Origin of the sequence: Companilactobacillus alimentarius DSM 20249 (assembly GCF_002849895.1) — a bacterium.
GTDB lineage: Bacteria > Bacillota > Bacilli > Lactobacillales > Lactobacillaceae > Companilactobacillus > Companilactobacillus alimentarius.
In genome coordinates this window covers 1252452-1273496 of the sequence record NZ_CP018867.1, presented here as the reverse complement: position 1 = coordinate 1273496, position 21045 = coordinate 1252452, and the positions used below count along the sequence as shown (strand labels likewise).

The following is a 21045-nucleotide window of genomic DNA, read 5'->3' as shown; positions in this document are numbered from 1 at the left end:
TCATAATTGTTAGACAAGAAATCTAACAGTTATGGAGCGCTTTTTATATGGTTAAATACAGTTCAAAATTAAAGGCAGAAGTTGTTGGTGAATACCTCCAAGGTGGAACCAGCATGCAAAGTCTCTCAGAGAAACATAATTTACCTAAACGGCAAGTCAGTTTCTGGATTCAAAAATATCGCTTAAGCGGCGTAGACTCGCTTAAGCGAAAAAAACTAAACGAAGCTTTTCAGCTGAATTTAAAATTGATGTGATAAACTACTATCAAACTCATGATGAAACTTTAGCTGAAGTATCCGCCAGATTTGATGTTAACAAGTGTCAGATTAGTTCCTGGAGAACGGCATTCAATAAACATGGCATAGAAGCCTTGAAGTCTCATCCGAAAGGCAGAAAATCCAAAGTGAAAAATGATAAAAAGAAATTACGTCATTTAATAAACAAGAATGAATTAGATCAACTTCGCGAGGAACTCGCAAAGAAGAATCAAGAATTATATGACACAAAGTTGGAGAATGATATTTTAAAAAAATCAATGACCCTGTTCGGAACTTCAAAGGACGCAAAAAAACACAAATAGTTGATCAGATCAGGGTAGAACAAGAGTCTCTTCCAAAAGCAGAACGGTATAAGATAGGCGATATTCTTAAGGCCATTGGACTTAAAAAGGCCACTTACCATGATGAGCGTAAACGTATCAAAAATCATGTAGATAAGTACAAAGATATAAAAACTGAAATATTAAAAATTACTGAAAGTGGAAAATGTCGTGGACGCCTAACCTACGGTTATCGTCGCGTACAAGAAGGATTAATTAAACTAGATATTCACATAGCAGATGCCGTAGCTCGTCGCTTGATGAATGAGTTAAATGTTCAAGTAAATCTTTATAATCGTCATAAAAATGGAAAGTATTCCTCATATAAAGGAACTGTTGGAAAGGTCGCACACAACATTTTACATCAACAGTTTAATGAAACTGAGCCCTTTAAAGTCCTGCATACAGATGTCACACAAGTTCGTTTAAGGGATAACGAATGGGCTTATGTTTCCGCAATTACCGACGAGGCAAGCAAAGAAGTTCTAGCGTTCCAAGTAAGTAATAGTCCCAATAGTAAATTAATTATGGATACATTAAATGAATTAACGACAGTTATACCTAAAGGAAGCAACCCAGTGATACATTCAGATCAAGGCTGGCATTATCAACTAAATTATTATACTGATAGGCTTTCTGAAGATGGATTTATACAGAGCATGTCTCGCAAAGGAAATTGTCTCGACAATGCGCCAATCGAAAGTTTCTTTCATCTATTCAAAACAGAATGTCTCAATGGATTTCCACCTTGTAAAGATATGAAAGAATTTAGGAAACTTTCTAAGGAGTACGTCGATTGGTTTAACAATCGACGCATCTCAAGAAAAACAAAAGGCATGACTCCCCGCGAATACAGGGAACATGCCTTATCAGCTTAACAATATTCAATTTTGTCTAACTTTTGTGTTGCACTTTACGTAGGTCATGATATGCTTCAACGTTTTTTGATTATGGTAGACGGACATATCATCGTGATAATGTTCCTTTAGAAAATCTATAAAGTGATAAACGAGCGCATAGAACTTCGGATTGATTCTGGCGTTAGCATTGATTGGGCGATCAAATGCTGTATCGCTTGGTTGAAAGGCGGTATTTCTAAAGAGATTGATCAATTTATTCTCATTATTTAAAGCATTTAATGGCACGATAGGATAGTCGTCATGAGTTAAGATATCCTTTCCTAAGGTCTGGTCACTAAAGACGACATCATAATATGGTAATTCTTCGATATAGTTTCGTTTAATTATACGGATTCGAGAAATAGCTAGGAAATACTTCAACTGAAAATGTACGATGGGATTGTCAAAAGTCAATCCGGCTTTTGAAATGATCTGATCAATTGAATTCTCCTGAATCAAGCTAAATGGCCACTCTTGAGCATGGTAGGTATACCAATAGACATAATAAGCCATCCATCGGATATTTTTTTCATTGCCCTTAATTTCTAAGGTAGAATTTGAAATCTTTAATCCAAAGTTCTTGAGAAAAGCTCTGAACTTGGACATTCGACGATTGAGAGTTGACTTACTAGTGAAATGATCACTACTAAAACTCTCAAATGATGGGTTAGCACTGGTCAAGCCATAATTGAAAGCTTGAAAGACTACCGAGTTCTTTACTAAGTATAGGCGGTAAGTATCAACGGAAATCTTACTGAAATCGATCGATTCGATCTTGGTATCACTAGGATCAATTTCCGGAGCGACTTCGGTAAAATCTTCTAACAGTGCTTGGAAAATATTATATGTTTTTTGATACGTAAATTGTAATCTACTACTAATATTACTCAAGTTTACTTCACGAGGTGGCAGCGACTTAATAACAGTTAGCATTCGATACTTCTCTACGTCTTGCTTAACTAAGAAAATTTGCTCCAACATGTTTGTTTCCCCCGGCAATGTTAAATTAGAAAAGATTGGTAAATAATTTAAAAAATATAAGAAACACTACTTGCTACTATCTTAACATTTATTTATAATGTTTTGTAATCAGATAGAGGCGCAATTTTTATTAGTCATGTTTTGGAGTGCAGATAGGGTACATTGAAAAAACATTAAAGGGAAAATTGCCGAAATCATTTTATCCCTACTTGGTAAAGTTGATTGGGCTATTGCTTAAGAGGCAGTAGACTGTCGTATCAGAAAGTAATACTTGTTTTAAGAGCAAGATTACTTTCTAACGTTGAGCTATTGATTAATGGGATGATCGTAATCCTTATTGTCAGTAGTTCCTCTGAGAATAAGGGCTTTTTTTGTGCCCAAAATAAAAGGGGAATGAAAGATGGAAAATAATGATGTGAGTCGATCGTTAAAGACTCGTCATCTATCAATGATTGCGTTGGGTGGTTCGATTGGAACTGGTTTATTTGTTGCCAGTGGTTCTTCAATTTCGACAGCTGGACCGGGAGGAGCTCTGATAGCGTACGTGGCTATCGGTATTATGGTCTATTTCTTGATGACCAGCTTGGGTGAAATGGCTACTTACATGCCTGTTTCAGGTTCATTCGCTACTTATGCAACAAAATTTATTGATCCAGCATTTGGTTTTGCGCTGGGATGGAATTACTGGTTTAATTGGGCCATTACTTTGGCGGTAGATTTATCAACAATCTCGTTGGTGGTTAAGTACTGGTTCCCAAGTTGGACTTCGTGGAAAATTAGTTTAACTTTTATGATTATTTTATTGGTAATTAATTTTATTTCAGTTAGTTCGTTTGGTGAAACTGAATATTGGTTGTCATCAATTAAAGTTTTAGCAGTGATTATCTTCTTGATTGTTGGTGTGTTAAGCATTTTGGGGATTTTGGGTAACCAGAACTTCGTTGGTTTAACTAATTATTCTTATAAGAAAGCACCATTTGTTGGGGGGATACCGGCAATTCTGAGTGTGTTCGTTGTTGCTGGGTTCTCGTTTCAGGGAACTGAATTGATCGGTATTACAGCTGGCGAGTCAGCTACTCCGGAAAAGAGTATTCCCAAGGCTATCAAACAAGTTTTCTGGAGAATTCTGTTATTCTATATCTTATCTATTGCGGTAATTGGGGCATTGATTCCTTACACTAGCCCTAATTTATTGGGATCTGGCGCGGGTGACATTGCTATCAGTCCCTTTACGATCGTCTTTAAAAAGGTGGGAATTCCACTGGCTGCTGGCGTTATGAATGCGGTAATTTTAACATCAGTTATTTCTGCGGCTAATTCTGGTCTTTATGCGGCCAGTCGAATGCTTTGGTCGATGAGTAAGCAGGGAATGGCACCTAAGGCTTTTGCAAAAACTAATGGTCGTGGCGTTCCAGTATTTTCACTACTATTAACGGCTCTAGTGGGGGCAATTGCTTTGTTCACTAGTTTGTACGGTGATTCATTTTATGAGTTATTAGTTGCTGCTAGTGGATTGACTGGTTTTATTGCTTGGTTAGGAATTGCTTTCTCACACTACAGATTTAGAAAAGCATACTTATACAAGGGTTACGATTTAGATGATTTACGTTACAAAGCTAAGTGGTTCCCATTTGGACCAATTTTGGCAATTGTTTTGGGTATTATCATTATCCTAGGTCAAGATGTCCGCTCAATGGTCAATTTTAATATCGGAAGACTTTTGATTAGCTATAGTGGTTTGATTATATTATTTGTTTGTTGGCTGTATTATAAGATTCGTTATAAAACTAAATTCCTGAAATTGGAAGATATTGATGTCAAACATGAACAAAAACATAACCACTATTAGTTGATATTTGGGTCAGTTTAAATTATTATAAGAATTGTATATAACGCTAAGAGAGTGCCTACTCAAAAACCTTTCAGAGAAACGATGGTTGGTGAAAATCGTTAAGGTCTTTATTCCAGCATTCTGGCAACGGGTAATGCCGTTCGGGTTGATCCGATAAAGTCTGAAAGTGTAGTGTACTTTGTGTACGCTGAAACTGGGTGGTACCGCGAATAGTCGATTCGTCCCTTCATTGGGATGAGTCGGCTTTTTTGTATTCTTAGTAAAAAAAGGGAGAAAGCATATGTTAGATATCAAGCTAATCAGAAAAGATCCTGATTGGATCAAGAACAAGTTAGCCTCACGTGGTGTTACGAGTGAAGAAATTGATGAATTAATTGGCTATGACACTAAACGTCGTGAGCTATTAGTTAAGAGTGAAACTTTGAAGGAAAAGAGAAATACTGTTTCTCAAGGTATCGCTACTAAGAAACGCAACAAAGAAGATGCTAGTGACGAAATCGCTGCTATGAAACAAGTCGGAGCTGATATTAAAGAGTTAGACGCTGAACTTGAAGAGACCCAAGGCAAGATGAATTATATCTTGGTTCGTTTACCTAATATTCCTGACGATTCTGTTCCCGTTGGTCCTGATGAAAGTACTAATAAGGAAATCAGAAAAGTCGGAGCTATTCCTAAGGAAGGTTTCAAACCTCGTCATCACTGGGATATTGGGGAAGAATTGGGTATCCTAGATTTTGAGCAAGCTACAAAAGTGGCTGGTAGTCGTTTTGTTTACTATATCGGCATGGGTGCTCGTTTGGAACGTGCGGTTTATAATTTCATGTTAGATCAACATCAAAAGGAAGGTTATACCGAAGTAATTCCTCCATACTTGGTTAACAATGAAGCTATGTTTGGTACAAGCCAATTTCCTAAGTTTACTAAGGATGTTTATACCGTTACAGTCGATGAAAATCCTTTGACATTGATTCCAACTGCTGAAGTTCCCTTGACAAACTACTTTGCTGGTAAGATTTTGGACGAAAAGGATTTGCCTAAGTATGTAACGGCTCTAACACCATGTTTCCGTTCTGAAGCAGGTTCTGCTGGACGTGATACTCGTGGTTTGATTAGAATGCATCAATTCAACAAAGTTGAAATGGTAAAGATTGCTAAACCAGAGGAATCATACAACGAATTGGAAAAGTTGACAGCTAATGCTGAAAACATTTTGAAACAATTGGGCCTTCCATATCACGTAATCGTATTATCAAGTGGGGATGCTAGTTTCAGTTCCGCTAAGACTTATGATCTTGAAGTATGGATGCCTGCTCAAGACAAGTATCGTGAAGTTTCAAGTTGTTCTAACTGTCTTGATTTCCAAGCTCGTCGTGCTCATATCCGTTATCGTGACGCTAATGGCAAGACAAAATTAGCTCATACTTTGAATGGTTCAGGACTTGCTGCTGGTCGTACTGTTGCTGCTATTCTTGAAAATTATCAAAATGAAGATGGTTCTGTAACGATTCCCGATGTTTTAGTACCATACATGGGTGGAGTAACAAAAATTACTAAAGAAAATGCTAAATAAGTATTGACTCAATCCGTATAGATTGATAAAATTTAATAGTTCTGTTAAAGAGCTATTGAATTATTCCGGATTAGCTCAGTTGGTAGAGCATCTGACTGTTAATCAGGGTGTCGTCAGTTCGAGTCTGACATCCGGAGTTATAAATACTTAGGAAATCCTAGGTGTCTTCAATAAATTACATCTAGTTCATAGAATTAGGTGTATTTTTTTATAGGATTTCTTTTTTGCCGTGTTAGCTCAGTTGGTAGAGCATCGGTATCGTAAACCGGCGGTCACAGGTTCGACTCCTGCACACGGCATAATAAGTGCATTAGAGAATTTTAGTAAAAATAATAGAGTCCTGAAATGTTGTTAAGTCAGCATTTGGGGGCTCTATTTTTGTTTTATGAAAATCTGAGTTAGAATTTTAAATTTTCCTGATCAGAAGAGACTACTTCAAATTTAAGAAATAGCAAAGTTCTTCTCAAAATCTTCTTTATCATCAAAAGAAATCACATTTATATTATGTTGAATTAAATTGTCTTTAAATTGAGTAGATTTTAAATCCATTTCTTTAACTAGAACATTGAAAGAAATATCATTACCCGGATTGTTTTTCCTATATAATTCGGTATCTAACCAAATTCCCATTACCATTTCTGATACATTTTTATTCAGTGATGTATATAATTTTGTCCATTGAGTATCTTTAATTTTTTGGTGGAATACAAAATCCAAATCGTATACTAAATTAGATTTACCTTTTACGGAAAATCCAATATCAAAACTAAATCTTTTTTTATTTTCAGTGATATAATCTAACACATCATCTTTAAACATTCCTCTGGCATTACTTCTAGATCCAAACGCTAAATCTGAAATCTTAATTACACTATCCAATATGTCATTTATTATTTGAGCCACTTCCTGTCGAGAAGCAGTGGTTTTATAAATATCAAAATTATTGCTTAGGGATGCTTTATTGGTGTATAGAATGCTTTGAAGCAGTTTAAATCTAACGGAATTATTTTTTGTTAGATTTGTGCCTCTAGATTCGATATTCCAAATAGTATAGCCTTGATCAGAAACAGTGTATGTTGAATTATGATTTGATGTAATTAATAAAGAAATTTGATCACCAAACGGATCCACAAAAGGGGTATTAAATCTAATTTTATTTCCATCCAGTGGAATAAAATTTGATTGGTTATTAAGTTTTTCTAGCCATTCATTGGCAATTTCTACAGAATCAATCACGTCTGACATCTTAATACCTCCTTTCATGAATTAAATTGATAGAATATTATTTTCTATGAATGATATACTTTTATGATTCTTAACATTAGTATAGTCAAATATTTGTTGTAATGTAGTAAAAAAATCATCACAATCCTTAAAACTATTATGTGGTAGAGGATAGGCTTTATAATGCGTGAATGTATCATGTTTTGCTTTGAACTCTGTCTCGGAGAAAAGCTCCACACGGTGACCGCGGACTTTCCCATCAGAATTGTTATGGAAGCTACTATCTAAGTTTATCCTAACCAATGTGTATCCAGTAGAAGAATCTGCAAAATTCAAATGGATATTATCAATTGCATACATATAATATAATACAAACTGATGTTCGATACCATCTAACTTGCCCGTTATCTTTATCCTACCCTTTGATCCCTCGGTAAGTACATATTTGTTTTTGGAAACTGTTTTCTTCAATATAGATATGAGTTTATGGGCGTCAGCGTCTGTTAAGTCTAAAGATTCCATAATTTCCCCTTAAAGTATTTATACGTGATAAAATATTATTTATGATAACTGTATTGATTTGATGGATTACCATCAGGATTCAATGATCCGTTTTCCATACCTTGTTGTGTTTGCTTTTCACCAAAAGTTTTCATACTATCTGGTGTGCTCTCCAACGCTTGTAGTTGACTCATTCCATTATGCTCCACTTTATAAGCAGCAGGGGATTCACCATATTTATTAACGAATCCAGTTAAAGTATTCTCATCATAAGAAATGCCATTACTTGCTTGTTGCTGAGTATCTTGGTTGTCTTGAATGGGCTGTTGCTGAGGTTGTTGACTAATGTTGGTATTTGAGGTCTGTTGAGATTGGTCAGATACCTGATTTTGGGCTTGTTGATTGGTATTATTCTGTTGAGGATTATTTTGATTAGTTACCTGTTGACTAGTTTTATTAGCATTCTTTTGATTAGATTTTTTAGGAGATTTCTTCTTAGTTGAAGGAGTCTTCTTTTTTTTCTTTTTGACTATTGAGGTAGTCTTGTCCCTTTTATTAGTAGAAGAGCTTGCTGATTTATTTGTTGAGCATGCTGCTAAAGAAAGTGTAGTAGCTATTAGAATTGCTGAAGTAATTATTTTTTTCATCTTGATCCCCCCGTATTTTAAACATATAAATTTCTCCAAAGCTTTAATATTAATAATATTACGTATTGTAGTATAAAAAGACCCCACGAATAATCATATTTAATTTTAATGTATCACAAAATGTAATCCATAATAATTTAATCACTAAAAAATTATGAAGATAAAATAGAGTGATTTTGTTGTTTCTTTACGTTATCCAAATTTTATACAGAAAAAAAGTGTTCACACTGAATGAACACTTTAATGAAAAATAATACTTACCGTTTTAAGTTAAGTTTTATACAATAAATCAATTAATCAATTTGTTTCAAAGCGTTTTGCACAGCTTCTTTGATAGCACGACTGGAAGCGGAGGCACCTGAAATCGTATCGACATCAACGGAATTTTTCTTGACGATTTCTTTAGGTAATTCTTTCACAGCTTTCAAACCGTAATCTTCTGATTCGCTTTGTTTCAAAACTTCAACGTCTTGAATATTTTTATCGTCATCAACGGTTACTCGAACGACGATTTCATTACCCATGCCGGCACTTGACTTACCGATATATTGATTGGCTTGGGTTTCAAAATGTTCTTCGGAAACATCTGAACCTAAACCAGATTCATGAATACTTGCTGATGTTTGGACATCGACTTCTGGTTGAGTGGTCTCTGTTTTGACACTGGCGGCATTTTCACCAGCAATCTTACCGAAAATTAGATTTTCGGCTAAATTACTACCACCGTTATATTGACGTCCCATCAGACTGCCTAATTCACCAGCGGCGTAAAGATGAGGAATTACTTGATCATCATTATCAACAACTTCTGCTTTAGAATTATGCACTGGACCACCTTGTGTATTCAACAATCCTTGTACCATTGCTAAGGCGTAATAGGGACCATCGTCAAAGGCTGTCAAAGTTTTCTCGTCACGGTTAAAAGCGTAATCACGATGTTGATTGGCAAAGTAGTTGAAATCTTTGATGGTCTTAACTAATTTATCGGCGTCGACGTTCATAATTTCAGCTAAACTTGGTAAATCATCAGCTTTCACGACGGCTTTCATAAATTCTGGATAAGGGGCATTCTTGTCATTAATTAATTCGTCATACTTCTTTTGGTCAAAGACTACATAAGGATGGCGTTGTGCGTGTGGGATTCTCCAATTGCCGTGATCTTTGATGTGACCGTGGCGGTGGATCTCGTTTTCATCGAAGTAACGTGTTCCGTCATCGCCAACTACGATCAAACTGCCTTGATGGAAAGCGGGCCAGTCGAAGGGTAGAAATTGTGAACGTTGTCCCTTAGCTGGTTTGGGGGTTAAACCGTGAAAGATTCCGTATGATTCGTAGTTATTCATGTTGTAAAGTTGAGCACCGACTTCACTGGCCATTTTGACGCCGATACCTTTGTTGTAGAGGGAACCGATGGGATTTAGACTTGTTTCGCCTAGATAATTTTCAACCATTTTAGGATTATTTTCAAAACCACCAGTTGCCATAACGACCCCATTTTTGGCATGAACGTTTAACAATTGATCGTTGCGTTTGATTTGAACGCCGACGATTGCTTCAGTAGCGGGATCTTGAATCAAATGAGTTGCAGGTGTCTGATATAAGACGTCAATTTTATCGCTGCGCTTGAGAACTTGTTGACGAAGGTTCTTCCAAAGTGCGGAGTCAGCTACGCCTTCGTGAACAGCAACTAATTCGTGAGTAGCTTGACCACGGAATTCCGGATATTCGTGAGCCATAAAGTGCAAGGCTTTTGAAACGGGTGATTCAGGATGTTTACCCATGATGAATGGCTTGACTCCTAAATAATCTTTCAAATAATTAGGAATATTGTAAAGTCCAATAATGAATGTTTCCATCAAATCTTTGTCATAGGATAATGGATACGCCAAATCTTGATAATATTTGCGCAAGTCATCTAAGTTATCGCCTGAAGAAATAACTTGTCCAGCATAACGGGTATTGCCACCTTCATGACCTTCAGGAGCTGAATCAGTGATTAAAACTTTGGCACCGTTATCGGCTGCAAATCTGGCAGCAGAAGCATCAGCTCCACCGAAACCTAGAACAATGACATCATATGTTGCATTCCAATTTAATTTCGAATCCTTAAACATTTCATTCACTCCAATTCCTCTAGATGTTATGGTTAATATAACTCTAAATTGAAATCTTGTGAATATTTTATTAATTTGTGAAGAGGAACGAGGAAGTCAAATGGGATTGATTAATAAAAAATATTATGCCTTGGGGACTGTGATTAATCTTTCAGTGTCTGAACCAGCTGGTGAAAAGGAATTAAGTGCTGCCTATGATTTGATTAAAGAATTTGAAGATAAATTAACAGTTAATCGTACTCAATCAGAAGTGATGTCAATTAATCATCAAGCTGGAAAAACTCCAGTATCGGTTCCAAATGATACTTATGAATTGATTAAGCGGGCAGTTCTGGTCAGTCGTAAGCATTTAGGATTCAACGTTGCAATTGGACCTCTAGTCAAATTGTGGAAAATTGGATTTGAGGGCGCCAATAAACCTGACGATGTCGATATAAAGAAGCGTCTGAAGATTATTGATCCAGAGCGGATTAAGCTGGATGATGCTAAACAAACTGTCTTTTTGGATGATCCTGGCATGGAAATTGACTTGGGTGGAATCGCTAAGGGATATATTGCCGATAGAATTAAGGATTTATGGGAAAAACTAGGTGTCAAAACGGGTCTGATTGACTTAGGCGGAAACGTCTTATTAGTAGGAGAGAGCTTACATTCTGATAAGATGTGGAACATTGGGATTCAAAATCCTATCAAATCTCGAAATGTGTCATTGGGAGTGTTGCATACAAATGCTAAATCAATTGGTACATCAGGTATTTATGAACGAAAATTAGTGATTGATGGACATGAATATCATCATATGTTTGACAGTAAGACGGGGTATCCGATTAAGAATAATTTAGCTAGTGTAACGATTGTTAGTGATTTATCAATTGATGGAGAGATCTGGTCCACAATTGGATTTTATCAGGGGCTTGTTCAAGGACTAGCAATGATTGAAAAGCAGCCAGGGATTGAAGCTATTTTTATTACTAAGGATCTAGAATGCTTTACTACAAGTGGATTACAAGATAATTTTAGAAAAATATAATTATTTTATATGAAATAGATTCCAAAAATATGTTGATTAAAATTGTGAATAAATTTACAATAGAATTGTAAGATAATAATTGTGAATAAGGTGATTATTGATGAATAAATTTATTGCCATAGTCGGTTCTAATTCTAAGAAGTCGACTAATCGTGAATTATTAAAATATATGAAAAAACATTTTCAAGCTACTGCTGAAATTGAATTACTTGAAATCAAAGATTTGTCTCTTTATAAAAAGAGTGCAGACGAATATGTGCCTCAAGAAGCATTGGATATGGCCAAAAAAATTGAAGCTAGCGACGGGGTAATCATTGCTACACCAGAATATGATCACTCGATTCCGGCGGTTCTTTCAAGTGCTTTAGCTTGGTTATCTTATGGGATTCATCCATTTGTAGACAAACCAGTTATGATTACAGGAGCATCTTATGGATCTTTGGGGTCGTCACGGGCTCAATCGCAATTACGTCAGATTCTCGATTCGCCAGAATTAAAAGCTCGGATTATGCCTAGTTCAGAATTTTTATTGGGTCATTCTTTGCAGGCATTTGATGACGATGGTAATTTGAAAGATGAAAAAGTTGTCAAGCAACTAGATGGTCTTTTCCAGGACTTTGTTCAGTTTGTTAATATTTCTAAGCAATTGAATAATGCTAATGAAGTTAATAAGCAAAAAGCTGAAGAATTTTCTTGGGAAAAGGACTAGGAGGAATAATAATGAAATTAGTAGGAATTGCTGGTTCAATTGCTGATCAATCTTATAATCGGACACTTTTAAAATTCATTGCTAAGCATGCCGAAGGTGTAGCTGAGATTGAAGTTCTTGGTATCAATGATGTGCCAATGTTTAATCAAGATAATGACCAAACTAATAGTGCTGTGATTCAAAACTTAAGTAAGAAGATTCAAGCTGCTGATGGAGTTATTATCGCTACTCCAGAGCATAATCATACTGTCCCATCCGCTTTAAAAAATGTGATTGAATGGTTGTCTTACAAGATTCATCCATTCGATGGTAAACCGGTTATGATTGTTGGTGCCTCATATCACACACAAGGTTCTTCTAGAGCACAGTTACATTTGAGACAGATTTTAGAAGCTCCAGGAGTTAATGCTATAGTACTGCCAGGCAATGAATTCCTCTTGGGTGATGTTAAAGAAGCTTTTGATGATAATGGTGATCTTAAAGACAAGGGCACAATTGATTTCTTAGATACAACGTTACAAAAATTTATTAAGTTTGCGAAGGTGATCAACATGATTGATGCAACGGATGACTATGAAAATGAAGATTTGACTTCATCAAACAAAATCGACACTACAGTTGAAGGTGTTGACATGTCAGATGATGATTGGTTGGACAAAGCAGCTAAGAAGACCAATGCAGTCGAAGGCGACACGTATGTTAAATTGGATTGTGGATTATTAACGGTCAATCAATTGAACTATATGTTAAAGACGACACCATTGGAATTGACATACGTCGATGAAAATAACCAATTTATTTACTACAATAACTTTTTGCCAACTGAGAAAATGCTTGCCAAGAGAACTCCTGCACAAGTTGGGGACTCTTTAGCAATGGTACATCCAGGTAAAGAACGTGTTATTAAACATGTTAAACAAGTTATTCACGAATTGAGAACTGGTAAAACTGACTTGGTTTCAATGCCTGTACCAGGTAATAGCGGTGACCATCATGTGATGCACTATTACAAAGCGATGCATGATGAAGAAGGCAACTACAAGGGTGTTAACGAGTGGGCAGTTGATTTGAAGCCAATTGTTGACGAATATTTAAAAGAAACTGGACAAAAATTAGTTCCTGATCCAGATAATCAACTTGACGCAACTGCCGGTGCTTCTAAAAAACCAGATTCAAAGCCTGAAACAAAGCCAGAGGTAGATGCCACAAGTAGTGCATCGAAGCATTAAGTAGAATAGTGTAAAAAAATGAGCGTCTATTTATTAATTCCATTGATTATGATAATCGGTGTGAATAAATAGATGCTTTTTATTTTAGGACAAAAAAAGAGCCCATCTGAGGGGGATGAGCTGTTTTTTTCGTTACGTTTGGGTAACGACATTGCCAATAGTGTTGGGGGAAAGATATGAATGCTTATGAGGGTTTCCAAATTTATTAAAATAGAGGAATTTGTTAATTAATTAATGAAAGCATTCAAAGTAAATTATTGTAATGGGATTCACTGATTGATTGAGGGGATCAATTAGTGATTTTTTATGAGTTTACGATATGAGGATGTATCGTAGTTTAAGAGTTAAAAAGGAAGGAATCGCATCTCATATCTTTACCCCTTTCACAGTTATAATATAGCACATATGTTTAAACATGTTTAGTCAAAACTGAAAAATATTTTTATTTATTTCTAGTACGAATATTAATATTAAAAGAATGATAATAGTAACAAATTGTGTCCTCTTTAGGAATAATCTATATGGAGCAAAAAAATAACTCATCTGAGGGGGGATGAGTTATTTTTTACGAAAGTGTTGAGGGACGGACATGAATGCAATAAAGTAATTATTTATTAATGGGATTCAATCAAAGTAATAGATTGTCAGAAATGATATGAGGAATGTATCAGATCTGTTGCTAAGAGTGATAAAGGAGGAACTTGGTTAGATTCATATCTTTATCCCTTGCACATCTAATAATATACAACATATGTTTAAACATATTTAATCAATTCTTGTAAAATAAATTGTTTGATTTCAATATTGTAATATATTTCATTAAAATTCTTGATTAGATTAATTTAGAATTTATTTCCAAAATTAATTGACTATAATTATTTTTATTAAAAAAGTATTATGGTAAAAAAAACAGCTCATCTGGGGGGATGGGCTTGTTTTTTGCTACATCAGTTTGATATAGCACATTACCAGTAGTGTCAGAGGAAGAGATATGAATGCTTGTGAGGTTTCCATACTTGTCAAATAAAGAGGGATTTTATTAAGTGTAATTAATGAAAGCATTCAAAGTAATTATCATAAAATAGTATTACGCAGGTAGTAAAAATTGATTGAGGGGGCAATTTTTACTACTCTACGAGTAAAGTTAGGTTAACGATATGAGGATGTGTATCGCAACCTTTTAAGAGCTTAAAGAAGGAATTGCATTTCCATATCTTTTCCCCTTGCACATGAATAATATAACACATGTGTTTAAACAATTAAATTCATTTCGTGAAAAATTATTTATTTGTTTTTAATATCACAAATTTGATTATTATTATTATAATAACGTTATCATAGATTATTTATCTCATTTATTGAATGGCTTTATCTGAGGATAATAAGAAACTTTTAAAATATAATTTATAAGCAATTATAACAAATATATGTATTGATGATATATTTTTTTAAATATGGGGTAATCGCTTTCAATGTATTAGTGAATAATTTATAATAGTAAGAAAAAGGACGGTGTCTATTATGAAAGTAAGTATTGTAGGATGTACTCATGCGGGAACTTTTTCAGCAATGAATATTTTAAAGGAACACCCTGATTGGGAAGTTTCAGTTTTTGAACGTAATGATAATTTATCATTTTTGTCATGCGGGATTGCACTCTGGGTAAGCGATCGTGTCTCTGATCCGAACAAAATGTTTTATGCAAGTCCAGACGCTTTGAGCGATTTGGGTGCACATATGTATATGAAACATGATGTGACAGATATTGACTTTGATAACAAGAAATTGGCAGTGAAAGATTTAACTAGTGGTAAGACTTTTGAACAAGATTATGACAAATTGGTTATTACAACTGGTTCAGCTCCAGTTATTCCACCGATTTCTGGAATTGATTCAAAACGTGTTATGTTGTGCAAGAATTGGACTAATGCCAATGAATTGAAAGAAAATGCGGGGGAAATCAAGAGTGCTATCGTAATTGGTGCTGGTTATATTGGTGCTGAATTGGCTGAAGGTTATGCTACTTTAGGCAAGGAAACAACTTTGATTGATGCTTTACCTGATGTTTTGTCAAAAAACCTTGACCCTAATATGTCAGCCATTGCTGAAAAGGATTATCGCGACAATGGCGTAACTTTAGGCATGAATGAAAAGGTTGTTTCATTTGAAGAAACAGACCATAGCATTATTGTCAAAACTGATAAGAATAGCTATGAAGCAGATATTGCGGTAATGTGTGTCGGCTTCCGTCCTAATACAAAAATGTTTGCAGATAAGTTCAAGACTTTACCAAATGGTGCATTAATTGTTGATAAATATATGCATACAAGTATTAAAGATGTTTATTCAGCTGGTGATGCAGCTTCTGTTCACTACAATCCAACAGGGGATGACCAATATATTCCTTTAGCTACAAATTCTGTTCGTCAAGGAATTCTAGTTGGTAAGAATATTGAAAAGGATACTGTTGCTTATATGGGAACACAAGCTAGTTCAGCTGTCGAATTATTTGGCAGAACCTATGCTGCAAGTGGTTTAACTAAAGTTCATGCTGATGCTTTGGGTAAAAAAGTTGCCGAAGTAAGTTTGGAAGATAATTATCGTCCTGAATTTATGCTATCAACGACACCGGTATTGATGAACCTTGTCTGGGACCCTGAGACTAGAGTTGTTTTAGGTGGAGCTTTGACAAGTAAGTATGACGTCTCACAATCAGCTAACTTATTGTCATTAGCTATCCAAAAGAAAGTAACAATTGATGAATTGTCGATGGTTGATTTCTTATTCCAACCTAATTTTGACAAACCAGTTAACTACGTTAGTGCTTTAGCAGGTGCCGCTGTAGAAAAAGCTGATAAATAAATTTATTTTTGAATCATAATTTTTAACTATTTTACCCGTATTGATTGATATTCTATTGATTAATATGGGTATTTTTGTTGGCCTTTCTTTAAGAAATGAGCTGCGGTCAACAATCTCTTCCGGTTTACTACAGAATAGAAACCACGGGCAAAAGGCACCTGTAATTTCTATTCTTAGGTAAATCCTCGGAGATTCCCGGTTGCCTTTCGCTCTCTAAATTCATAAATAATTCTTATTTTTGTCGGAATACTTTCATAAAATGGCGGTACTATGTATTCATAGTCAAATATGGCTATACGAAAAACGAGGTGAAGCATATGAGGAAACATCCAATTCTCGTTCTTACGGGTGTATCTGTCTTAGCTACTTTTTGTACTAAGATGATTAGGAATTACAACGCAAAAAGATTTTTAAACTAGTTATTATTACTAATAACAACATTCAAACCAAAAATACGAATTAAAACCATTCAAACAAATAACTATTTAACTAAATGAGGTAAATAATATGAAAAACGATATGAACGAAAGCTTGCGTAAGCAAGCTTTTTTGCTGTCTAATATTTTACTAATAGTATTTTAAATGCTTGGATGTTTACTTATGAACATTTTTTTCTTATTATTTTGTTAGTCGACAAGGAGAAATTCATATGGTTAAACGTCATGTTGGGTACTATTTGGGAGCTTTTTTCGTTAATTTGGCTATTATTTCAATTATTTTTGCTATTTCCAATTTAGTTCCTTTTGGTAGTAATAATTTTTTGAGCAGTGATCTGGGAACGCAATACTTAACTTTTTTAACTGAATTAAGGCGTCAATTAGTTTCGGGTAATCTGCATTTGTATTTGTTCAGTCAGTCGTTGGGTGACAACTTTTTTCCAGTTATCAGCTATTATTTATTGTCGCCATTTAATTTACTGTTGGTTCTATTCAGTCCCAAAGCAATTCCGATTGCGGCTGATATTTTGATTATGCTTAAAATATCGACTATGGGAATTTCGATGGCTTATTTTTTGAAAGAATATTTTCAAAAGAGTACTTGGACTAATTTAATATTTACAATTGCATACAGTTTTTGTGGTTTCGTGGCTTCGTATTTTTATGATCTTATGTGGTTGGATGATCTGATCATGTTGCCATTGGTAGCTGTAGGTGTGATGCATTTGATTAAGCATCATCAGTATGTTTTATATTATTTTGCTATTTTATTTTCGATAATTTTTAATTATTATTTAGGTTACATGTTGTGTATCTTTTCGATCTGTTTCTTCGTCTTCATTGGATTAGAGGACCATCTTTTCAAGCAAAAAGATAAATGGCAGGTCATTAGATATTATTTGATTACTTCAGTTTTAGCTGGCTTGAGTTCGGCGGTGGTATTGATTCCTACTTTGGCTGGAATGCTAAAGACCGCAAAAACTTCCTTTAACATTTTTAATTATTTACCATCGGCCCGTTTTGGACTGGAAGCTTTGACGGAATTGGGTGTTGGCGGCAATAGTTTTGATCAGCGTTTGGAACACGGTCCGTCTGTTTTTATGACCTCAACGATTTTAATTCTACTATTAAGTTATTTCATCAGCGCGCGAGTTAAAAATCGTGATAAACAAAATTCGGCTCTTTTATTGGGAGTCTTATTGGTAAGTATGTTTGTTACCACTTTTAATACAATGTGGCATATGTTTCAAAATCCAGCCGGTTTTCCTTTTAGAAATAGTTTTATTTTTTCTTTTGTTTGTATTTTTATCGCTCGCAAGGCATGGGAAAATGGGGTTATTCAAGAATCAAGCGTTATTGTTAAAAGTACTTGTGTAGCGGGTATTCTAATTTGTTTAGGTTATTTAACGCAGTGGCTTTTACCAAAAGTTATTGAGCAGTTAGGATTTGACAGTTTAACTAATGAATTTAGTATTGGATATTTCTGGTTGAGTTTGGCTTGTATCGTGTTGTCAGGAATGTGTCTTTTACTATTAAAACGTAAGAAACAATTTTTAATACCGTTATACTTGCTGGTGATTTTTGAAGTTGTCGCTAATTTCAATGCGGTCATGAAGACAGCTAGTTTTGGCAGTCAAACAATTTATCAAAATGAATTTGACAGTGAAAATAAGATTCTAAAAGAGGTTAAAGATCAAAGCCACTTAGGGCATCGAATCATTGTTTCTAAATCAGGGTTGAATAAAGCTTTTCCAGAACAATATAACAATTATAACGATCCAATTTATTTAATATCAATGGTTTGAGTCTTTACAGTTCAACTTTGAATCAAGATACTCTGGAAATGATGCGAGATTTAGGGTATTTTAATTTGAATGTCCGGCGAATCAGTTATTTTGGGGGAACTAAAATAACCAATGCCTTGTTTGGAGTTTACTATCGGATTCGTCAGTGGAATAATCATTACTATGTTGAGGAGAATTACAATGCTCCTACCTTAGGTTTTTTAGTAGATCCAGATGTCTATGATTTTAAGATGAAAGCTAATCAAGCTTTGGATAATCAAAATGGATTGTGGCAATCTCTGAATGGCAGCAGTACCTCATATTTGAAAAATGTCTTATTGACTAGTATGAATCAGACAACTGAAAAAGGTAAAAAAGCCTATACGTACCAATTGGTTGCACGTGCTAGTGGACCGTTATACTTTTACGTAACGCCATTTAATTATATGAACAGTAGAATTTATGTTAATGGCAAGTATATCAAGACTTCGTCAGTGAATGTGTTCAGTGCAGCGACGTTACGTCTCGGTGATTTCAAACGAAATCAAAAAGTTAAGGTTAAAATTGTGACTAACAAAAGTCTGGATTTGAATCCACGTTATTTCCAATCATTAGATCAAGCTAAATTTGATTTAACAACTGATAAATTCAAACGAAACGAATTGAAAATTAAGTCTGACTTGAATCACGATACAGTTAGAGGCACGATTAATGTTAAACAACCGTCACCATTGTTGTTGAGTATTCCTTATGATAATGGTTGGAATGTTAAAGTCGATGGTAAGAAAGTTAAAGTTCATAAAGTCGTTTCTAACTTAATGGCAATTAATTTACAATCTGGTAAACATCATGTTGTTTTGAATTATAATGTGCCAGGTTTGAAATTAGGCTGGCTGGTTTCTATCGTTTCGGTAATTTTATTTATTGGCTTTTTACTAATTAATAAGTCAAAAGATAGACTCAAAAAATATTAATAATCGACTTTTTAAACAGAATTATAAAAAAGCCGGCGAAACATTTGCAATATTCTACAGATGTTATAAGATTCTGATATGAAACGTTTACATAAAATGGGGTGAAGTGATGTCTAAAAAATATATTATGGCAATTGACGAAGGAACAACTAGTACACGAGCTATTATTTTTGATCAAAAGGGGAGCAAAATAGCCGATGCCCAGCGTGAATTTACGCAACATTTTCCGCAACCAGGTTGGGTAGAACATGATGCTAATGAAATCTGGAATGCCGTTCAATCAACGATTGCTAATGTCTTTATCGAATCAGGTATTAAACCAGATCAAATACAGGGGATTGGAATCACAAATCAGCGGGAAACAACGGTGGTTTGGGATAAAGAGACCGGTTTGCCGATATATAATGCCATTGTTTGGCAAAGTCGCCAAACGTCTGATATCGCTGAGAAATTGGCAGGACGTGGTTATGGTGAAATGATTCATGAAAAAACGGGACTTTTGATTGATCCTTATTTCTCAGCTACTAAGATTCGTTGGATCCTTGACCATGTTAAGGGTGCTCAAAAGCGTGCTGAAAATGGAGAATTACTTTTTGGAACGATTGATAGTTGGCTCCTTTGGAAGTTGTCAGGCGGAGCAGCCCATGTGACGGACTATTCTAATGCTAGTCGGACGATGTTATTTAATATTCACACTTTGGAGTGGGATAAGGATATTTTAAGAATTTTAAATATTCCAGAGGCAATGTTGCCCCAAGTTCGTCCTAATTCGGAAGTTTATGCTAAAACCAAAGATTATCATTTCTATGGATCAGAGGTTCCCATCTCAGGAATGATTGGCGATCAACAAGCAGCGTTATTCGGACAGATGGCTTTTGAACCAGGAATGGTTAAGAACACTTATGGTACAGGTGCTTTTATCGTTATGAATACAGGTGAAAAACCCCAATTATCAGATAATAATCTTTTGACGACGATCGGTTATGGTATCAATAATCGCGTTTATTACGCACTGGAAGGTAGTATTTTTGTTGCAGGGTCAGCTATTCAATGGTTACGTGACGCTATGAATCTCGTTGGATCAGCGCCTGAATCAGAGGAAACTGCTCTAGCTTCAACGGATCAAGATGAGGTTTACGTCGTACCAGCATTTACTGGACTAGGTGCACCTTATTGGGATGCCAATGCTCGTGGTGCCGTCTTTGGTTTGACGCGAGGAACGACTAAAAATGATTTTATCAAGGCTACTTTACAATCACTGGCATATCAATCTCGTGACGTTTTAGAGACGATGAAAGAGGATACGGGCATTGAGATACCAACGCTTAAAGTCGACGGTGGAGCGGCTAATAATCGCTATTTGATGCAATTTCAAGCTGACATCTTACAAACTCCAGTACAGCGAGCTAAAGATTTGGAAACAACAGCTTTAGGTGCAGCCTTTTTAGCAGGTTTAGCAGTCGGTTACTGGAATGATTTGGAAGATATCAAACAGCAATATGCCACTGGAGCAACTTTTGAGCCTGAAATGGACTCTAAACGGGCTGATTATTTGTATGAAGGTTGGCGCGATGCAGTCAGTGCCACTAGAAAATTTAAGCACAGAGCAACTAAATAAGAGGCGTGATGCGCCT

Annotated in this window: 17 protein-coding genes, 2 tRNA genes and 1 riboswitch; of the genes, 14 read left to right on the top strand and 5 right to left on the bottom strand. The window is 35.3% G+C overall.

Features of this window, described 5'->3' with window-relative positions; genetic code table 11:
• Window positions 1–47 precede the first annotated feature (47 nt).
• From LA20249_RS11855 to LA20249_RS06105, 3 genes are read left to right on the top strand one after another with little or no spacing between them, the layout of a single operon-like run.
• On the top strand, window positions 48–254 hold the full coding sequence (locus LA20249_RS11855) for a helix-turn-helix domain-containing protein (protein WP_236900083.1): 207 nt from the start codon (window positions 48–50) through the stop codon (window positions 252–254).
• The gene (locus LA20249_RS11850) at window positions 251–580 is read left to right on the top strand and encodes a helix-turn-helix domain-containing protein (protein ID WP_236900081.1); all 330 of its coding nucleotides are present in this window, start codon (window positions 251–253) and stop codon (window positions 578–580) included. Before LA20249_RS11855 ends, LA20249_RS11850 begins: the two co-directional genes overlap by 4 nt.
• Entirely contained in the window at window positions 532–1476 is a 945-nt protein-coding gene (locus tag LA20249_RS06105; protein ID WP_307724104.1) for an IS3 family transposase, read from the top strand. Before LA20249_RS11850 ends, LA20249_RS06105 begins: the two co-directional genes overlap by 49 nt.
• A 6-nt stretch (window positions 1477–1482) precedes the next feature.
• Here LA20249_RS06105 and LA20249_RS06100 read toward each other — a convergent pair whose 3' ends face one another.
• On the bottom strand, window positions 1483–2478 hold the full coding sequence (locus LA20249_RS06100; protein WP_235806756.1) for a helix-turn-helix domain-containing protein: 996 nt from the start codon (window positions 2476–2478) through the stop codon (window positions 1483–1485).
• Between the two features lie 105 nt (window positions 2479–2583).
• Window positions 2584–2795: riboswitch (Lysine riboswitch) on the top strand.
• An 83-nt stretch (window positions 2796–2878) separates the two neighbouring features.
• Between LA20249_RS06100 and LA20249_RS06095 the strand changes: the two genes are divergently transcribed.
• The 4 genes from LA20249_RS06095 (at window position 2879) to LA20249_RS06080 (ending at window position 6199) form a co-directional block, all read left to right on the top strand.
• Window positions 2879–4327 (top strand): amino acid permease, encoded by a 1449-nt coding sequence (locus tag LA20249_RS06095; RefSeq protein WP_057738691.1) that lies wholly within the window; start codon window positions 2879–2881, stop codon window positions 4325–4327.
• 283 nt (window positions 4328–4610) lie between these two features.
• A complete protein-coding gene (gene serS / locus LA20249_RS06090; protein ID WP_057738689.1) occupies window positions 4611–5900 on the top strand; it encodes a serine--tRNA ligase in 1290 nt (429 codons plus the stop codon).
• A gap of 64 nt (window positions 5901–5964) precedes the next feature.
• Window positions 5965–6037 (top strand) — tRNA-Asn (locus LA20249_RS06085).
• 89 nt (window positions 6038–6126) lie between these two features.
• Window positions 6127–6199: transfer RNA gene (locus LA20249_RS06080), tRNA-Thr, on the top strand.
• Window positions 6200–6341: 142 nt separating this feature from the next.
• Here LA20249_RS06080 and LA20249_RS06075 read toward each other — a convergent pair.
• The 4 genes from LA20249_RS06075 to LA20249_RS06060 all read right to left on the bottom strand — a co-directional run bounded on the left by LA20249_RS06075 (window position 6342) and on the right by LA20249_RS06060 (window position 10386).
• The gene (locus LA20249_RS06075; RefSeq protein ID WP_057738687.1) at window positions 6342–7145 is read right to left on the bottom strand and encodes a DUF1828 domain-containing protein; all 804 of its coding nucleotides are present in this window, start codon (window positions 7143–7145) and stop codon (window positions 6342–6344) included.
• A gap of 21 nt (window positions 7146–7166) precedes the next feature.
• Window positions 7167–7646: a DUF6978 family protein gene (locus LA20249_RS06070; RefSeq protein ID WP_057738686.1), complete on the bottom strand. Its 480-nt coding sequence runs from the start codon at window positions 7644–7646 to the stop codon at window positions 7167–7169.
• Window positions 7647–7681: 35 nt separating this feature from the next.
• Window positions 7682–8272: a hypothetical protein gene (locus LA20249_RS06065; protein WP_057738684.1), complete on the bottom strand. Its 591-nt coding sequence runs from the start codon at window positions 8270–8272 to the stop codon at window positions 7682–7684.
• 293 nt (window positions 8273–8565) lie between these two features.
• Entirely contained in the window at window positions 8566–10386 is a 1821-nt protein-coding gene (locus LA20249_RS06060; protein ID WP_057738682.1) for an FAD-binding protein, read from the bottom strand.
• Window positions 10387–10486: 100 nt separating this feature from the next.
• Between LA20249_RS06060 and LA20249_RS06055 the strand changes: the two genes are divergently transcribed.
• The 7 genes from LA20249_RS06055 (at window position 10487) to glpK (ending at window position 21029) form a co-directional block, all read left to right on the top strand.
• Window positions 10487–11416 (top strand): FAD:protein FMN transferase, encoded by a 930-nt coding sequence (locus tag LA20249_RS06055; RefSeq protein WP_057738680.1) that lies wholly within the window; start codon window positions 10487–10489, stop codon window positions 11414–11416.
• A gap of 100 nt (window positions 11417–11516) precedes the next feature.
• The gene (locus LA20249_RS06050; RefSeq protein ID WP_057738678.1) at window positions 11517–12125 is read left to right on the top strand and encodes an NADPH-dependent FMN reductase; all 609 of its coding nucleotides are present in this window, start codon (window positions 11517–11519) and stop codon (window positions 12123–12125) included.
• Window positions 12126–12136: 11 nt separating this feature from the next.
• Window positions 12137–13354, top strand: coding sequence for an NAD(P)H-dependent oxidoreductase (locus LA20249_RS06045; RefSeq protein WP_057738676.1), 1218 nt, complete (start codon window positions 12137–12139; stop codon window positions 13352–13354).
• Window positions 13355–14875: 1521 nt separating this feature from the next.
• Complete coding sequence (locus LA20249_RS06040) at window positions 14876–16216, top strand: FAD-dependent oxidoreductase (RefSeq protein ID WP_057738674.1); 1341 nt, start codon at window positions 14876–14878, stop codon at window positions 16214–16216.
• A 649-nt stretch (window positions 16217–16865) separates the two neighbouring features.
• The gene (locus LA20249_RS11940) at window positions 16866–18458 is read left to right on the top strand and encodes a YfhO family protein (protein ID WP_250645056.1); all 1593 of its coding nucleotides are present in this window, start codon (window positions 16866–16868) and stop codon (window positions 18456–18458) included.
• 17 nt (window positions 18459–18475) lie between these two features.
• Complete coding sequence (locus LA20249_RS11935; protein WP_250645055.1) at window positions 18476–19411, top strand: YfhO family protein; 936 nt, start codon at window positions 18476–18478, stop codon at window positions 19409–19411.
• A gap of 109 nt (window positions 19412–19520) precedes the next feature.
• Window positions 19521–21029, top strand: coding sequence for a glycerol kinase GlpK (gene glpK / locus LA20249_RS06030; protein WP_057738672.1), 1509 nt, complete (start codon window positions 19521–19523; stop codon window positions 21027–21029).
• The last annotated feature ends 16 nt before the right edge of the window (window positions 21030–21045 follow it).

Excerpts from the sequence above, each read along its gene's own strand:
- LA20249_RS11855 (WP_236900083.1), top strand. The coding sequence starts at position 48 with ATGGTTAAATACAGTTCAAAATTAAAGGCAGAAGTTGTTGGTGAATAC.
- LA20249_RS06100 (WP_235806756.1), bottom strand. The coding sequence starts at position 2,478 with ATGTTGGAGCAAATTTTCTTAGTTAAGCAAGACGTAGAGAAGTATCGA.
- LA20249_RS06095 (WP_057738691.1), top strand. The coding sequence starts at position 2,879 with ATGGAAAATAATGATGTGAGTCGATCGTTAAAGACTCGTCATCTATCA.
- serS (WP_057738689.1), top strand. The coding sequence starts at position 4,611 with ATGTTAGATATCAAGCTAATCAGAAAAGATCCTGATTGGATCAAGAAC.
- LA20249_RS06075 (WP_057738687.1), bottom strand. The coding sequence starts at position 7,145 with ATGTCAGACGTGATTGATTCTGTAGAAATTGCCAATGAATGGCTAGAA.
- LA20249_RS06070 (WP_057738686.1), bottom strand. The coding sequence starts at position 7,646 with ATGGAATCTTTAGACTTAACAGACGCTGACGCCCATAAACTCATATCT.
- LA20249_RS06065 (WP_057738684.1), bottom strand. The coding sequence starts at position 8,272 with ATGAAAAAAATAATTACTTCAGCAATTCTAATAGCTACTACACTTTCT.
- LA20249_RS06060 (WP_057738682.1), bottom strand. The coding sequence starts at position 10,386 with ATGTTTAAGGATTCGAAATTAAATTGGAATGCAACATATGATGTCATT.
- LA20249_RS06055 (WP_057738680.1), top strand. The coding sequence starts at position 10,487 with ATGGGATTGATTAATAAAAAATATTATGCCTTGGGGACTGTGATTAAT.
- LA20249_RS06050 (WP_057738678.1), top strand. The coding sequence starts at position 11,517 with ATGAATAAATTTATTGCCATAGTCGGTTCTAATTCTAAGAAGTCGACT.
- LA20249_RS06045 (WP_057738676.1), top strand. The coding sequence starts at position 12,137 with ATGAAATTAGTAGGAATTGCTGGTTCAATTGCTGATCAATCTTATAAT.
- LA20249_RS06040 (WP_057738674.1), top strand. The coding sequence starts at position 14,876 with ATGAAAGTAAGTATTGTAGGATGTACTCATGCGGGAACTTTTTCAGCA.
- LA20249_RS11940 (WP_250645056.1), top strand. The coding sequence starts at position 16,866 with ATGGTTAAACGTCATGTTGGGTACTATTTGGGAGCTTTTTTCGTTAAT.
- glpK (WP_057738672.1), top strand. The coding sequence starts at position 19,521 with ATGTCTAAAAAATATATTATGGCAATTGACGAAGGAACAACTAGTACA.